At 41.8% G+C, this 15073-nt stretch carries 17 protein-coding genes; 3 read left to right on the forward strand and 14 right to left on the reverse strand.

Going from position 1 to position 15073, the window contains the following annotated elements:
- Window positions 1–140: 140 nt before the first annotated feature.
- The 8 genes from PI95_RS21960 to crtA all read right to left on the reverse strand — a co-directional run bounded on the left by PI95_RS21960 (window position 141) and on the right by crtA (window position 6208).
- Window positions 141–950, reverse strand: a complete 810-nt coding sequence (locus PI95_RS21960) for a TPM domain-containing protein (RefSeq protein ID WP_039753557.1) — start codon at window positions 948–950, stop codon at window positions 141–143.
- 100 nt (window positions 951–1050) lie between these two features.
- Window positions 1051–1227, reverse strand: coding sequence for a hypothetical protein (locus PI95_RS21965; protein ID WP_163519086.1), 177 nt, complete (start codon window positions 1225–1227; stop codon window positions 1051–1053).
- A gap of 51 nt (window positions 1228–1278) precedes the next feature.
- A complete protein-coding gene (locus tag PI95_RS21970; RefSeq protein WP_039753555.1) occupies window positions 1279–1830 on the reverse strand; it encodes a DUF948 domain-containing protein in 552 nt (183 codons plus the stop codon).
- An 11-nt stretch (window positions 1831–1841) separates the two neighbouring features.
- Window positions 1842–2222, reverse strand: a complete 381-nt coding sequence (locus PI95_RS21975; protein WP_039753553.1) for a YtxH domain-containing protein — start codon at window positions 2220–2222, stop codon at window positions 1842–1844.
- Window positions 2223–2435: 213 nt separating this feature from the next.
- Complete coding sequence (locus PI95_RS21980) at window positions 2436–2789, reverse strand: hypothetical protein (RefSeq protein WP_039753551.1); 354 nt, start codon at window positions 2787–2789, stop codon at window positions 2436–2438.
- A 598-nt stretch (window positions 2790–3387) separates the two neighbouring features.
- On the reverse strand, window positions 3388–4107 hold the full coding sequence (gene hpsJ-A, locus PI95_RS21985) for an HpsJ-like protein, cyanoexosortase A-associated (protein WP_039753550.1): 720 nt from the start codon (window positions 4105–4107) through the stop codon (window positions 3388–3390).
- A 279-nt stretch (window positions 4108–4386) separates the two neighbouring features.
- Window positions 4387–5040: a cyanoexosortase A system-associated protein gene (locus tag PI95_RS21990; protein ID WP_039753548.1), complete on the reverse strand. Its 654-nt coding sequence runs from the start codon at window positions 5038–5040 to the stop codon at window positions 4387–4389.
- Window positions 5041–5344: 304 nt separating this feature from the next.
- Window positions 5345–6208: a cyanoexosortase A gene (gene crtA, locus PI95_RS21995; protein WP_039753547.1), complete on the reverse strand. Its 864-nt coding sequence runs from the start codon at window positions 6206–6208 to the stop codon at window positions 5345–5347.
- Window positions 6209–6326: 118 nt separating this feature from the next.
- On the opposite strand from crtA, the gene PI95_RS22000 reads away from it, so the two are divergent.
- On the forward strand, window positions 6327–6593 hold the full coding sequence (locus tag PI95_RS22000; RefSeq protein WP_163519087.1) for a hypothetical protein: 267 nt from the start codon (window positions 6327–6329) through the stop codon (window positions 6591–6593).
- A gap of 11 nt (window positions 6594–6604) precedes the next feature.
- Here the strand turns inward: PI95_RS22000 and PI95_RS22005 are convergent, their stop codons facing one another.
- The 5 genes from PI95_RS22005 to PI95_RS22025 all read right to left on the reverse strand — a co-directional run bounded on the left by PI95_RS22005 (window position 6605) and on the right by PI95_RS22025 (window position 10629).
- Window positions 6605–7543, reverse strand: coding sequence for a PEP-CTERM sorting domain-containing protein (locus tag PI95_RS22005; protein ID WP_039753545.1), 939 nt, complete (start codon window positions 7541–7543; stop codon window positions 6605–6607).
- A gap of 754 nt (window positions 7544–8297) precedes the next feature.
- On the reverse strand, window positions 8298–8822 hold the full coding sequence (locus PI95_RS22010; RefSeq protein WP_039754216.1) for a hypothetical protein: 525 nt from the start codon (window positions 8820–8822) through the stop codon (window positions 8298–8300).
- Window positions 8823–9006: 184 nt separating this feature from the next.
- Window positions 9007–9450, reverse strand: coding sequence for a hypothetical protein (locus PI95_RS22015; RefSeq protein ID WP_039753543.1), 444 nt, complete (start codon window positions 9448–9450; stop codon window positions 9007–9009).
- A gap of 321 nt (window positions 9451–9771) precedes the next feature.
- On the reverse strand, window positions 9772–9954 hold the full coding sequence (locus PI95_RS22020; protein ID WP_039753542.1) for a CsbD family protein: 183 nt from the start codon (window positions 9952–9954) through the stop codon (window positions 9772–9774).
- A 321-nt stretch (window positions 9955–10275) separates the two neighbouring features.
- Entirely contained in the window at window positions 10276–10629 is a 354-nt protein-coding gene (locus PI95_RS22025; protein ID WP_052325842.1) for a hypothetical protein, read from the reverse strand.
- Between the two features lie 371 nt (window positions 10630–11000).
- Here PI95_RS22025 and uvrB point away from each other — a divergent pair, with 371 nt between their 5' ends.
- Complete coding sequence (gene uvrB / locus PI95_RS22030) at window positions 11001–12998, forward strand: excinuclease ABC subunit UvrB (RefSeq protein WP_039753540.1); 1998 nt, start codon at window positions 11001–11003, stop codon at window positions 12996–12998.
- Window positions 12999–13183: 185 nt separating this feature from the next.
- Window positions 13184–13753: a Uma2 family endonuclease gene (locus PI95_RS22035; protein ID WP_039753538.1), complete on the forward strand. Its 570-nt coding sequence runs from the start codon at window positions 13184–13186 to the stop codon at window positions 13751–13753.
- 21 nt (window positions 13754–13774) lie between these two features.
- Here the strand turns inward: PI95_RS22035 and PI95_RS22040 are convergent, their stop codons facing one another.
- A complete protein-coding gene (locus PI95_RS22040) occupies window positions 13775–14524 on the reverse strand; it encodes a Uma2 family endonuclease (protein ID WP_039753537.1) in 750 nt (249 codons plus the stop codon).
- Window positions 14525–15073 lie beyond the last annotated feature (549 nt).

Below are 15073 nucleotides of genomic sequence, written 5' to 3' on the forward strand. Positions count from 1 at the left end.
GAGAGTTAGGAGTTAGGAGTTAGGAGTGAGGAGTGAGGAGTTAGGGGTTAGGAGTTAGGAATGAGGAATGAGGAATTAGGAGTCAGGAGTTAATTAAAAACTCTTAACTCATAACTCATAACTCATAACTCCTAACTTTCTTAGGACTCAGCACTAGGAGAAGACCGACTGATAACTACCGACAGATAGGCAACCAACGCACCAATGAGAAAACCGGAGATATTACGAACTATAGGTAGCCATTCCTGCGTCCGCGTTACTACGGGTCCTATACCGAAGGCAATAAACAAAATTCCCCACAAAGGCGAGAAAATTAAAGCCCATTGCCAAGCAAATGCTTGTTTATCGCTGCGGGGTTGACCTGCAAAGCCACAAATTACCCCACCAAGTACAGAGCTAATCAGGGTAAGAATCCATTGCTCTCGTGGTAGTCCGGGAACGGCAATGCAACCACCTTTAAGCAAACAGCCTTTAACTGATTGTAAGGCTTGGAGAATCGCTTGGTCTTCGCCTTCTTCTCGGACAAAGTACAAGTTACCGAAACGAGTTTGTAATTCTATCCAAAAAGTGCGCGGTAGAAGTTCATAAACTGCGTCGCCGACACTAAAGCTGAGGATGTTACCCCCACGGGAATCGGCAACTAGCAAAATGCTTTTGTCATCCAAACCCCAAAATTTAATTACAGCGCGACCTGGGGTGCGATCGTATTGAGTCAAAACTCTCAGTTTCCAGCCGGTTTCGGCTTGAAATTGATTTAAGTCTTGGACAAGCTGTTGTTCTTGAATGTCGGTAAGAGTTTTAGCTAAGTCTACAACTGGGGTTGGTTTGTCGGGTAGTAACTCAGGATTGTCATAAGCCAGTGCGCTTTGGGAATGCATTACCCAAATTGACCCAACCAAGAAAAATACAGTAATCGATACCAGAATTCGTCGCCAAAAACAATTCTGCATGGACGTTTTTATACAAATTTCAACAGTAGACGTGAAGAAGTGGTTTTAAAAGAATACGGTAAAAGTGATACTTCTTTACACTTGTTTACTTTACTCTAATCTAATGGTGTAGATCAAAGCATTGTTTGACATCCTCATTTTTGGGGCAATGGGCAATGGGCAATGGGCAATGGGCATGGGCATTGGGTAATGGGTAATGGGAATAAAGCCAAATTTCTTTCCATGCCCGATGACGGCAGGTGCTGTAGCCTGTGGAACCCGTCCACCGCACAGCCAAACCTATGCCCGATGCCCGATGCCCGATGCCCGATGCCCGATGCCCCAGTCCCTAGTCCTCAGACCATTCCTCAGTGGCAGTGGATTGAGGCAACGAATCTTCATCATCGAAATCCCAGTTAGCAGCGTCGTTGTAACCGTTGTCATTGCGGCTGCGTTGCCTCTTGGCTTCTCGTTCTCGCAACGCGATCGCTGATGAGGCATTGGGTGACAAACGGTCAACTTGTCGCCTGGGAGATTTTTGGCGTGTAAAGGTTTTCCAGGCTGCTTTCACGCCAACAAATATGCTGCGCGTGCCTATTTGAACGTTTTGCGCTTGCTTTTTAGCACTATCGAGGCTTTGATCGACTTGTTGAACAACTTGACTAGCACTTTTAACACCTTCACTGACATCATCAGTCAAGTCAGTGATTTCCATGCCAGTGGTGCGGATAGCATTTAGAGTCGGTGGTAACTCTCGTGAGAGGGTATCAAATAATTTTTCAGCACTGCGGGCGGCTCTCGCTAGCTCCTGCAAAGCTGGTATAGCCGCTATTAAAACAGCAGTTAAACTAACGGCGACCAAAAGAATCGATAGTCCCAGCCAAAACAGGGGGTCAATCACAGTTATGCTATTTATGGGCGATCTAGATTTGATGTTCGGGAATCGGAATTTTGTACTTGCACTCTTGCAGCGCTTTGGTTTTCTTGTGTGGTTTGCCGCTTCAAGACTTGGCTTTCTCGCACAGTTGCATCTATCCCGGAGGCGATCGCATCTCGCAATCGATCCAATGTCTCATCCCAGTTTCTCAGTGCGCTGGTAGACAGACGATCTGCCTGAATCTGGACGCTTGTTGATAAATCTTCTGCCAATTCTGGCAAAGCATCGGCAGATTTCTTTAATATTTTCCGCGTTTCGCGCCCTGTGCGTGGAGCTGCCAGTAAACCGGTTAAAGCACCGATGGTAGCTCCCAACATCAAACCGCCAATAAATACTCCAGAACGGTTGTTAGACATCTTCTTATTTTTCTCCTTACACCCATTTTAGGTGGGTTTTCACACCTTGCAAGTCAAAATAATTTTACTCCTTCGGAGTTCGCCAGTCGCTCATGGGGGAGACCACGGCAGGTGCTACAACGGGGGGAACCCCCGCAACGCACTGCCTCCCCAAGACCGCGCTGGCTCACTTATCTTTTTTAAGTGACAATATCCTAGCTGGAATTGTTGCCTTTATTTCTCAGTTGATTTTACTACTATCTTTTTCTTAAATTTTGTTCCTAACCCAAGTTTGACAAAATAGCGCCCGTGAATTTGCTGTCCGACAAGCAGCAGGCTGAAGATTTGCCGCACTTGTTGAATTTGTACTTGTATCGACTGGTTTCCCTGCCGCAAGTTGTGGATATTCTGCTGTCGTATAGAAATATTGGACGGTGCTTTGTCAAGTACCGCATGAGTGCAGCGTTCAGCAGCAGTTAACCGATTGGCTATATTCGCCAACCGCTTTTTAAGTTGCCACACTCGCCGAGCGATATAAAGTAGTATTAAGGAAATGAGAAGATTAATAATAACAATGACTGTTACCATTTTTTACCTGGGGTAGATGCTTTCAGGGAGCTTGTTTTCAACAAACCCCTATTAATGATAGCGACAGCGCCAAAAATATAGATCCAAATCTTCAGTAATCATAAAGTAATAAATCATCAGCCCGATTTCTTGAAGAAATCGGGCTGATGGCAATACAAGCATTCTCACAAGTCAAGTAGGATTGCTATAGCTCAATACGCTTGGTATTAAGACTTGATCCTCCCTAACCCTCCTTAAAAAGGAGGGAATTAAGCCCCCCTTTTTAAGGGGAGCCAGCGCCGTGCGGAGGTCACGAACGTTGAGGCGACTGGCGTGGGTTGGGGGGATTTACCAGAATCGAACAACACTAACACCAAGCGTATTGTGCTATAGCTTGCGATTAGCCGATTGTATTTGTAGCTGGTATGTACTAAGTAGGTGGGTTGAATTAAATATAAAACCACCTGCGGGTGTGTTACCGCCATTCATTACGGCAGCTTGAACCATTAATGGTGCGTTAAACTTCGTTATAACGCACCTACTTGTTTTTTTCCCATGCTTTATGCTTTTTGCCCAACCTTAAGGAGTGATGTTTAATTGTACCGATTACTTACAAATATCAATTTGTTCTTGCCCAGCGAGTTCCTCTCCAAATACTAATAAACAAACCACTAGCAACTAAAGCTCCCAAATTCCATTTGACAGAAGACTTAATTAAACTTAAACCTCGAGAAGATTGAGTTGCTTCAGCTTGAGTTTTAATTTGTTTCTTCGCTTGAGAAACTTGTGACAAGACTTGAGTTTTTAATTCGTCAGGATTTTTACCTTCTAATGAACGACCTTGGCTTTTGATAAAATTATCAATTTGTTGCGGTGTAGCTTGGTTTAATTGCTTTTCAACCTGTTCGGCTTGAGATAGTTGTTGCTTAGATAAAGTGCTAATTTGAGCAGCACTTTGATTATTGAGCCGGAGAGTGTTACCAATTCCTAAAGGAATTAGTAAGAAAAACAATAAGGCAAATAACAAAGTTAACCAAGATAATAACTTTAATATAGGGAATTCCCATTTCGTTCGCGAATTCATTTCTCCAAAAAATACCAACACCAAACCGATTAATGGAACTGGTACTCGTTCAACCAGCGCTCCAAAAGTTTTAAATTCCCAAGCGGGGTTCATAAAGTTGGGTGGAACAAACATCTCAACGATGTCAAAAAGTGCTAATAATAGCAGACCATAGCCAAGCGATCGCAAAATACTCATCGACCCTTGCTGACTAAAAGCAAACGCTTGTAACTCTTGTACTATGGAAGTAAATCTATCACTATTTGATTTAGTCATTTTGTTGGTTGTTAATTGTTGGTTGTTGGTTGTTGGTTGTTAAGTGTTGGTTGTTGGTTGTTGGTTGTTAGTTGTTAGTTGTTGGTTGTTAGTTGTTAGTTGTTAGTTGTTGGTTGTTGGTTGTTAGTTGTTAGTTGTTGATTGTTAGTTGTTAGTTGTTGACTACTATCCACCATCCACCATCCACTATCTACTATCTACTATCTACTAACAACTATCCACCATCCACTATCCACTATCCCCTAACAACTATCCACTAACCACCATCCACTATCCACTTTAAAGTTTTGGAAAGTGGGGTTGCCACCATTGATGCCAAAAAAACCAGGCGTTTTCCAGTTTTTTGTAAGCAGCTTCCGGGGTAGAATTCTGTACAGTAATCGACAAATGCGCCCATAAACAACGTTTATCTTCGATTGGCTTTTTGCCCAGTAACCAAGGCAGTAAACGTTCTGTAGGGCGATCGTATAAAGAGCGATTTTGGATAAACTGTTGATAGGTGAAAGTACTGCTGCCCTGTGGGTTAATACAGGCACTTAAATATGCTCGTCCTTTGTCAACGCCAAGCCCGTAGTAACCTACTTTATCTTGCTGACGCACCACAGGAGAGGATGAAATCGAAGTGTATTCTTTGATAAGTTTGTTAACATCAAAAATTGTCACATAGCGCATTTCGATATTTAGGGACTGGTCTTTTTGAATGTATTGATAATGCTTTTGGGCAATGAGATTAGAATCCTTTTTAGTTAATGTAGGCTGAGAATATTTTGTATTTAACTGCCATTCTGATAATGGTACTGCATCTAGAAAAACCAAGGGGGTAAGCGTGCTTTTTTCGGCTTTGGGAAATAGAATGACTTTGCCCAAAACTAAAAAGACACCGCTAAAGGTGAGAGCCAAAAGTGGAAGGCGAAATTGTTTCCAAATAATCATCACCTTATAGAAGACTTAGAGGATGCGAGTGAAAGTATTGTTATTAACACCAAAGCCTAAGAAACCTAACCCCCCTGCCCCCCTTCCCTAGGAGGAAATGGGGGTTTTAAAGCCTCTCTCCCTGTGGGGGAGCCAGTGCGTTGCGGAGCCAGTGCCGTGCGGAGGTTCCCTCCGTTGAGGCATCTGGCGTTGGGGTTCCCAAGGCACGTTTTCGGGGGAAGCTTCCCCCGAAAAGCTGCCGAGAAAGTTGTAGCACCTGGCGTGAGAGGTTTGGAGAGGGGTTCTTCGGTAAACTTTGCGACTTTTAAAATATTGACTTGTGTTGTTTGTTTTTTGTTTCATTGATATTTAGTAAAAACCAGCAAAATAAACCAAATAGTATGACGGCAATCATGGAAAAAATTAAAGAACCATCTCCATGATGCCAATATTCAAATGCTTCCTGATTGCCTTTTGCGACTATAACACCCATGAGAGCAACTCGTACCCCATTGACGATAAATCCCAAAGTTGCCGCTACTATCGGCGCAAGAATTTTTTGCTGTCGATTTAGAGGAAACATTAAAATAAAAATTATTGCTAAACCCAATTGTTGGAAGATAATTTGTACACCAGAACAGCCACTAGCTACTTGTATACTTCCTGTTGGCAGATAAATGTTTACTCCAGAGCGAGTAATTTCAAAACCTGTGTACCAAAGAATAAAAGCGGCAAGTTTTGCTGTGAGTAAAGTTATATGCTTAATCAGCAATGATGGTAATAGTTTGGGTGCGCCAAGAAAAAATAGCGCCAGCAATTCTCCTTTGTATTGTTTTAATCCACGAAAGCCAGAAGCTAGCAGAGCAAGACCAAAGGCAAGAATGAAAGGTGAGAGGAATAGAAAGCCACCAAAACTTGTTAAAGATGCGCTTTTGATAAGTACAATTGCAATGATTGATATTCCTAAAAAGCTGGGAAAAACTCCACTTTCTAGATTTAAGCTGTGGCGTTTTTCCCAAATGAGAGAAGAGACAGCAATCCAAAATAAAACACTGCTTCCTAAAAGGCTAGGAATATTTGATTTACAAGTTAAAGTTATGTGAATTGCAATTAAGCCCGCGCCTATTGCTAATAGCCAGAATTGGGCATTTTTTAAACGACTGACCGGGGTCAGGTGGATGGATTTCATGTAGATGTAGCGGTAGTTTCAGCTAATATTTAATAGGTAATGGGGAATCGGTAATGGGGAATGGGTAATGGGTAATGGGTAATGGGTAATGGGGATTTTCAGGGGGGAAAAGAGGTGCATGGGAAAGGGGAAAAGAACGCTTTCCCAATTACCAATTACCAATTCGCTATTACCCTCCGGGTTCGCAGTTCCTTCAAGTCGGCATCCCCGACGGCAGGTGCTTCAAGCCGGGAAACCCTTTGGTGCAGTCGCTCATGGGGGAAACCCCCAAGACCGCGCTGCTTCTCCTGACGGAGACGCTACGCGAACACCAACGCACTGCCTCCCCAACGGACTGCTCACCAATTACCGATTCGCTATTACCAATTCCCAATTTGCTTGTTAAACCTGCTATTGTTAGACTTTGGCGGCTTCTTTTTCTTGCTTCTGGCGTTTGCGACGTAAAGCTACACCGATACCACCGGCTGTTAATGAACCTAAGATGGTAAAAGGTTCGGGGACGGCATTAGAGGGTGGTTGTACTGTTGGACCCTGACCCACGTTTGTGAAGTTTGAACTAATCCCTTGAGTGAAGTCATAAAAGTTCTCACCCGGATCTACATCATCAACTTGGTAAACAACTTGTTGTGTATTCACAACGCTGTTATAGAAGCTAGTGAGAAGTGCAGCATCACTACTAGAGAACCAGCCTGTGTCAAGTGTGTCATTACGGAAACCGCCGCTACTAAAACCGGCAGAACCAGCATTTCCATTAGCGTCGGTGTTTTGAGCATTAACACTGCTCCAATTGCCAAAGTTTAGACCATTGAGTCGCAGTCTATTGTCATTAAAGTCGAAGTCGCCTGCGGCTGTATCACCGTCATAAAGGGTAAAGCGAATGGCAGCCTGTTTCAAACCGCCTCCTAATGCTCCGGTAATTGCTGAAGTAAAACCAGTTTGAGTACCGATATTACCTGGATTGTTACTATAGAAGCCTTGGAACAGCTGATTGGCTGCTAACTGACTAGTTACCCGTGTATCGTTCAGACCAATTAAATCCAAGACAATTCCACCTACTGGGCTGATTCCAGCAGCCACCGTTCCACCTGAGGTTGGAGAAGTTAGTGTAAAGCTAGTTGCGTGCGCTGAACCAGCTACTACACTCATTCCCAGTACAGTGGTAGTGCCATATGCAAAGAGGCGAATGAACGACTTCATTGTTGCTAGTTTCATACTAGCTTTGCTTATGCTCAGTCTGGATGTGCCTTGACTAACATTCCCCAGTCTTTCCACAGCAATAGATTTTGCTTTAGAACCAGCTTTGCGTAACTTATTTCTAACTTGAAATCTTGTCATTGAACTCACTTCCGTAATTAGGTAAAGGTTGATGGTAGATTTACCCGGTAGTGAGATTCGCTCTTTATCTCAAAGTTGCTGCACAAACTCCCGCAAGAGGCATTCACGCGGCGATAGGTGGGTGCTGCTTGTGACAATAAAGCGCAGATATGACTTCAGTCTTTAATCTGGCTTTTGCTTCGAGTTGCTGGCGATGTCTTCAGTGTTTATTCCCGAACTGCACAGTAATCAGTGTTACTAGTTAGGTAGAAAAAATCAACTAGTACGGGCTTGTCTTGATGAAATCTTTAAATTAGTGAAGGTTACTTTTAGATATATTCACCTACCAAAAGTTAGATTTTATAAGGCTTAGAGGCTAAATTTAGTTGTTTATTGTATAAAATTTGTGTGAATACTCTTTAAAATGTAGTAAATTACTTAGTAGTTTCTAGTCTGCGTTTTCATACTTACATGTTGCACCACAACGCCGTCACCCTAGAAGGGTGCGGCTATACGTACAAAGCCTGCGGAGGCAGGCTCTAAAATTCTTGATAATCCTTAATTTTCTCTAGTTTTGTAGGGTGTGTTATGCCGTAGGAAGATCGCACCATCCAGATTTTCGGTGCGTTAGGACGCTTCGTCCATAACGCACCCTACCAGATTATACTTGTATTTATTTTAAGCACTCTCCGTGCTTACTACGAAAAAAATTAAGGTGGGATATTATACCCCACCTTATTTAATCACAACTTACACACAACTTAATACTCAGCTATTATTTATGATGACCACCCAACCATTTGGCTGCTGCGATTCCCAAAACGGCTGCGACGACGGGGTTGCTGAGAAACTTGAGAATACCTGGTTGCTCGGCTAGGACTTCGCGGAAGATGTCGGGATGATTGTGATATGCGAAGGACGCGAGTTTGCTGACATCATCAGCGCTCATGCGACCGGCGTGATGAGTGGAAAGTCCGAGCTGCTGCTCTAGATGACGCTCGTCCAATCCTCTTTGCTTGAAGTGTTTGAAAAACGATCGCGCAACATCATCACGTTCGTTGGGTTTAATTTGCGCGATCGCTTTCTGCAATTCCGGTTCCATTTGGCTGGTTGGAATGCGATCGGGATGCAAAGATTTACCAAACAACTGACGACGTTCGTCTGTAGTTGTCCGTTGAGCAAAATCGTCGAAGCTTTGATATTGCTTTGATGGATCAACTGAAGCATCATCCAATGATTCTACATTCCCTTGAGCCAAGTCGTTCATTATTTGACGCTTGTACTGTTCGCTACTTGACACTTTACTTACCTCCATTATTCAGAAAGCTCATAGCTTTCTTTGTCAAATTTCCACGCAGCAACTAATTAACGTGCATTTATGTTGCTTGCTTTCACTTTTTGTTGATAATTGGGTAAATTGATAAAAACCCATTACCTATTACCAATTACCAATTACCGCGTTCCCCATGACCAATATCGAGTAATTATGCGTTATACTCAATTTTATTAGTCTGAACATCATACTTAGTCGTCAAAATCAATTGCTTATCAGGCGCATATATCAGAACTGTTAAGTCTTGATTCGGGAAATTCTTCCGGAAACCTTGCGCTAAAGATTTTGCCAAGTCTCGCACTTCGTTAGGACGAACTTGAGGAGAAATCACAACGCCTAGTTTGTTATTATCACGCACGTAAGCATCACGAATTAATCCCTTGGATGATTGCACAACCCAGTCACCAAAGGTTTGTCCTGTCGCAGTATTTCCTCGCTCTAGTTCTGCGTAAGCTGTAGTTGTACCAATTGCTGGTTGATTAGTTGTGCGGTCAAGTTGTGCTACATTACCGCTACTGCAAGCTGTACTTATTGTCAGAACTAAAATCAACACGAAAGCTGTCAAGATTTTCCGACCCCGCTGAAGCAGAATCATTTTTGTATCCTCCCAAAAATTACATTTGCGATCGGACAAAATATAGTAATCCTATCTAAGGTTTTTTAAACCTATTTTTCTATAGCAACTACACTATATTAACGAATCGTTTAGGATTGCTATATTTGTTATTCTTTATATCTTAAAATCGCTCTTGGTAGTAAGCATCCCTTAATTTGGGAATTTAGTCTGCACATCTATCCTTTGCACCTTTATCCCCCCATTCAAGGGGGATAAAAGGAATGTGGGGATTTACGTTTGTCAGGCATCCAGTCAGGGAATGCACCCTATTCTACAGACATAAAGCAAAAAGCATTCTGCTTAGTCAATTGCTTTTTTGACGTTATCTTTTACGTCTTCAACACCGTGACGTACTTCGCTTTCAGCTTGCTTTGCTTTGCCTTCTGCTTTATCTTCTGGATCGCCGGTAACATTTCCCAGTGCTTCTTGAGCTTTACCTTCGACGTTTTTAGCAGTTGCTTTAGCGCGATCTTCTATGCTCATTTTTGTTGTCCTTATGAAGAATAGTTTTTATTTCAAAGCTTGTTTATAACTTTGAAATTGTTTTTTATCACTATTACAAACTAGCTTAATGTTTTTACTGTAGCCTTCCGCCACAAGATATATTAGTTATCTATGCTTAAAGAGGGAGATAAAAGAATCAACAAGAACTAAAGTACTAACAAAGCAAATAGCTAAAAAAAACATCCCCCGACAACAAAGAGCGAAGTCGGGGTTCTGAATAATTGTTAACTATTAGCTATATAATAAAAAACTCGGTTCCGCAGAAAAACCGAGTTAATAAAGGTCTAAGTATTATTTTGTTTAATCCAGAAAACCCATTATACTGTCTGGATCGTCAATCATATTTGATGCTACTGGACGATCGCCCATTGCGGAGTAAGTTTGCGAAATTACTAGTCCACTTGAAGCGATTGGACGAATCCCAGAATCGTAAACACTTTCAACAACTTCCATTGTATTCTCACCAATTGGACGAATTCCTGAAGAATTCATTGTATGAGCAACATGCAAATCACCCGCGCTAGTTGGACGTACATGAGAGATAGCTAGTGTCTCATGAACTTCTACATTTGGTGACTCTAGCTTCACTGGTTTATTATCTTGCTTTCCTGCATCTGTATTCAAGCTATTGCCTTGGTTATTTTTAACTTCCACTGTCGTGTCTCCCTTTAGCTTTGCAAGCTTTTGTTAAGTAAATTTTACAATAGTGAGGAGAAAAATGAATTTTTCCTTAATATTTAGAGTGTAACCTGAAAAAAGTTGCTATGGATATATATTTCTTCAAAAGATACATATGGAAAAGAGGGGGAAAGGGGAAAGGGAAAGGGGAAAGGAATAAAAAAACTTTCTTTTCTTCCGTTTACCCTTTACCCTTTAACATGCACCTCCTCTTAGGTAAATTTTTGTAATAAAAAATGACGTTTTATTAAGTTTATCGCTCAGGTGTGTAATCACGTTCGGTTAGTACTCAACGTAAAACACAGCGCATTCGCTACTATGAGATAGGGTATTTATAGTACATTTGTATGACAGAATTTTGTCTTCAAGCACCGTTTGTGCCGACAGGAGATCAACCACAAGCGATCGCCCAACTTACCACGAGTATCCAAGCCAACAACCATTATCAAACTTTACTGGGAGCCACGGGAACAGGCAAGACATTTACAATCGCATCAGTAATTGAAAAGGTAGGGAAACCCACACTTGTATTAGCGCATAATAAAACCCTCGCCGCACAACTTTGTAACGAGTTGCGGGAATTCTTTCCCCACAACGCAGTCGAGTACTTCGTCAGCTACTACGACTACTATCAACCAGAAGCTTATATTCCCGTCACCGATACATATATAGAAAAGACAGCTTCGATTAACGATGAAATAGACATGTTGCGTCACTCAGCGACGCGATCGCTTTTTGAACGGAAAGATGTCATCGTTGTTGCTTCCATCAGCTGCATTTACGGTTTAGGAATTCCTTCAGAATACCTCAAAGCTGCCATCCCCTTTCAAGTGGGTATGGAAGTTAATCAACGCGAGATTTTACGAGATTTAGCATCAGTTCAATATAGCCGCAACGATATAGAAATGGGTCGCGGTAAATTTCGCGTTCGAGGTGATGTTTTAGAAATTGGTCCCGCTTACGAAGATAGAATTATTCGCGTTGAATTTTTTGGTGATGAAATTGACGCAATTCGTTACGTCGATCCGGTGACGGGTGAAATCATTAAAAGTATACAAGCGGTAAATATCTATCCAGCGCGTCACTTTGTCACCCCAGAAGAAAGATTACAAATCGCTTGTGATGAAATTCAAGCAGAATTAAAACAACGCAAAGCTGAATTAGAAGAAGCAGGAAAATTATTAGAAGCGCAACGGATAGATCAGCGGACGCGCTATGATTTGGAAATGTTGCGCGAAGTCGGTTATTGCAACGGTGTAGAAAACTATTCTCGCCATTTAGCCGGCAGACAAGCTGGAGAACCACCAGAATCTTTAATTGATTATTTTCCGAAAGATTGGCTGTTAGTAATCGATGAATCTCACGTTACTGTGCCACAAATTCGCGGCATGTACAACGGTGACCAAGCGAGGAAAAAAGTCTTAATTGAGCATGGATTTCGTTTACCCAGTGCTGCTGATAACCGTCCTTTGAAAGCAGAAGAATTTTGGGAAAAGGTGAATCAATGTATTTTTGTTTCTGCTACACCGGGAAATTGGGAATTAGAAATTTCGGAAAATAGTATAGCACAACAAATAATTCGCCCAACGGGAGTAATTGACCCAGAAATTGTTGTGCGTCCGACAGAAGGACAAATTGATGATTTGTTGGGAGAAATTAAAGATAGAGTTGACCTTCGCGAACGCGTGTTAATTACCACATTAACTAAGCGGATGGCGGAAGATTTAACTGAGTATTTGGAAGATAATGGGATTAGAGTGCGATATTTGCATTCTGAGATTAATTCAATTCAAAGAATTGAGATAATTCAGGATTTGCGTGAGGGTAAATTTGATGTGTTGGTTGGGGTGAACTTGCTGCGGGAAGGTTTGGATTTACCGGAAGTTTCGCTGGTAGCGATTTTGGACGCAGATAAAGAAGGGTTTTTGCGTGCAGAGCGATCGCTCATTCAAACTATAGGTAGAGCAGCGCGTCACATTCGCGGCAAAGCGATTATGTATGCTGATAATCTCACAGATAGCATGATTAAGGCAATTGACGAAACTGACAGGCGTCGTGGTATTCAAACAGCATACAACAAGTTGCACAATATTACACCGCAACCGATTGTGAAAAAATCCAGTAATGCGATTTTATCATTTTTGGAAGTATCGCGGCGCTTGAATGCAACTGAGTTAGAAACTGTCGATCAACATATGGATGAACTACCGTTAGAACAAATTCCCGATTTGATTACTTTGCTAGAAGCACAAATGAAAGAAGCAGCGAAGAAATTGGAATTTGAACAAGCGGGTAAATTGCGCGATCGTATTAAGAATTTGCGCGATAAATTAGTGGGACGTTAAACGTTGTTGAATGTAGAGACGTTCGGTGTGGAACGTCTCTACAAATGTTCCGCCGGAACGTCTCTACAAATAATAATTTTAGGTTTTAAATTGTTCGCAAAAATTTTAAATATGAATTTCAAATCAGCAACCCCAGACGTTAAGCCAAACTTATAATTAAAAAGAAAAGTTCATTCTTAAAGCTTATGAACGCCATCACTTTGAATATCCCCAATCTGGGTGCAGAGGGATTTAAGGAACTGTGCCAAGCTAATCAAGATTTACAGTTAGAACGTGCTGCAACTGGAGAAGTTATAATTATGTCTCCAACGTATCCGTGGACGGGTAAGAAAAACTCTGGTTTGAATGCTCAACTATGGAATTGGAACGATCGCACAAATTTAGGTATTGTATTTGACTCTTCCAGTGGTTTTACCTTGCCTAATGGTGCAGTTTACTCACCCGATGCTTCTTGGGTAAGTAATGAAAAATGGGAGGCTTTAACCCAAACTCAACGAGAAGAAGAATTTTCTCCTCTCGCACCTGATTTTGTCGTGGAATTGCCTTATAGTAGTGATTCCCTGAAAAAACTTAGAGAAAAAATGCAAGAGTATATTAACAACGGGGTTCGCTTAGGTTGGTTGCTTGACCCTAAGAATAAAACAGTAGAAGTTTATCGTTTAGAGAAAGAGGTAGAAATATTGCAATCTCCTACAACTGTATCCGGTGAAGATGTTTTACCAGGGTTTGAGTTGAATTTGAATAAAGTGTGGTAGCACTCTTATACTCACATATTTTCACAGATCAATTCCTCTTTCTTGCAGTCGCGCTAATAAATCTTGATAGCGCTGTCGTTCTTCCTCCAACTGAAGCTGCGCTGCTTCCTTTTCCTGACGTTCTTGTTCAGCGCGTTGATGTTCGTGTTCAGCTCGTTGACGTTCGTGTTCAGCGCGTTGACGTTCGTGTTCTCGTATTTGATCTAGTTCTACAGAAGTGAGAAACCTTCGTCCTGAAGGAGAGAAAATTTCTAGAGTATTCGGTGTAAGTTCAAAACGTATTTCTAAGCGAGGGCTAACCCAATTATTTATCTCTTCAATAACTTCTAAATTATCTTGCTCACGCAGCAACCCAGTTAATTCATTCGTCTGTGGATCGTAGATATAATACTCTTCTACACCGTGGCGTTGATAGAACAGCAGTTTATTTGCCATATCTTTAGTTTTGTTACCGGGCGATAAAATTTCAAATACCACCTGTGGGGGAATATTATCTTCTTCCCACTGTTTATATGAACCGCGTTTTCCTTTTGGTCTACCAAACACAACCATTGCATCAGGTGCTTGTCGGACTTTCACATCGCCTTGGACAGCATACCAAAGTAAATTACCTGCGACAAAGACATTATCCTGTAATGCAAATAAGATTTCTAAATTTTCTTTAATTTTTACTATCCATTGAAATTGTTCAGTATTATCTGCCATCGGTTGTCCGTCGCTTTCTGGGTAGATGACAAGAGCGGCTGTGTCCGGCGTTAGTTGTTGTACCATGCTTACAGTACCTCTATATTTGGCGTTTTCAGGCTGATATCAGTGTAGTTGGCACTAAGAAGGGAGACTCACATCGTTGTAGATAGTAATAATGTACTATATAGTTGCTCCGCCAACACTTAGGACTCATCATCAAATTTCACCCCAAAGTCAACGCCTAACACTTCCTCTATCCGTCTTAACGTTACAAGAAAGCAAAGCTTTAGTCTCTTCAGCTTCAATCCTATACCAGTTCACTCTAGGAGCGTTGTTGGGGTGCGCGATCGCCTTCACCAATTCATCAAACAGCATAGAAAGCAACTTTCGCCATAAGTTTACCTTGTAAGTGCTTACCGTTAAGTAGTTGCTTGCCTTGAGGGGTGACAAAAAATCAGACAAAACGGGACCTGGAAATTGCCGTAAGAAATAGGGCAGGCTTTATTAACTAGTCTCCGGGTGTTGTCGGCTTTTTGTGGGGTTTCACAAACACTCTTTCACTCATTGACAGCCAACATCTGTAAAATGTCGTGGGGTGTTGAGGATCTAGTAAACGAACTATGAGTGCCATTT

The sequence above is a fragment of the Hassallia byssoidea VB512170 genome, assembly GCF_000817785.2.
GTDB classification, from domain to species: Bacteria; Cyanobacteriota; Cyanobacteriia; order Cyanobacteriales; family Nostocaceae; genus Hassallia; species Hassallia carrinoi.

Bases quoted from the DNA above. Each gene is read 5' to 3' on its own strand.
- PI95_RS22040 (WP_039753537.1), bottom strand. From the start codon at position 14,524: ATGGTACAACAACTAACGCCGGACACAGCCGCTCTTGTCATCTACCCA.
- hpsJ-A (WP_039753550.1), bottom strand. From the start codon at position 4,107: ATGACTAAATCAAATAGTGATAGATTTACTTCCATAGTACAAGAGTTA.
- PI95_RS22020 (WP_039753542.1), bottom strand. From the start codon at position 9,954: ATGAGCATAGAAGATCGCGCTAAAGCAACTGCTAAAAACGTCGAAGGT.
- PI95_RS21960 (WP_039753557.1), bottom strand. From the start codon at position 950: ATGCAGAATTGTTTTTGGCGACGAATTCTGGTATCGATTACTGTATTT.
- crtA (WP_039753547.1), bottom strand. From the start codon at position 6,208: ATGAAATCCATCCACCTGACCCCGGTCAGTCGTTTAAAAAATGCCCAA.
- PI95_RS21990 (WP_039753548.1), bottom strand. From the start codon at position 5,040: ATGATTATTTGGAAACAATTTCGCCTTCCACTTTTGGCTCTCACCTTT.
- PI95_RS22015 (WP_039753543.1), bottom strand. From the start codon at position 9,450: ATGATTCTGCTTCAGCGGGGTCGGAAAATCTTGACAGCTTTCGTGTTG.
- PI95_RS22005 (WP_039753545.1), bottom strand. From the start codon at position 7,543: ATGACAAGATTTCAAGTTAGAAATAAGTTACGCAAAGCTGGTTCTAAA.
- uvrB (WP_039753540.1), top strand. From the start codon at position 11,001: ATGACAGAATTTTGTCTTCAAGCACCGTTTGTGCCGACAGGAGATCAA.
- PI95_RS22000 (WP_163519087.1), top strand. From the start codon at position 6,327: ATGGGAAAGGGGAAAAGAACGCTTTCCCAATTACCAATTACCAATTCG.
- PI95_RS21975 (WP_039753553.1), bottom strand. From the start codon at position 2,222: ATGTCTAACAACCGTTCTGGAGTATTTATTGGCGGTTTGATGTTGGGA.
- PI95_RS21980 (WP_039753551.1), bottom strand. From the start codon at position 2,789: ATGGTAACAGTCATTGTTATTATTAATCTTCTCATTTCCTTAATACTA.
- PI95_RS22035 (WP_039753538.1), top strand. From the start codon at position 13,184: ATGAACGCCATCACTTTGAATATCCCCAATCTGGGTGCAGAGGGATTT.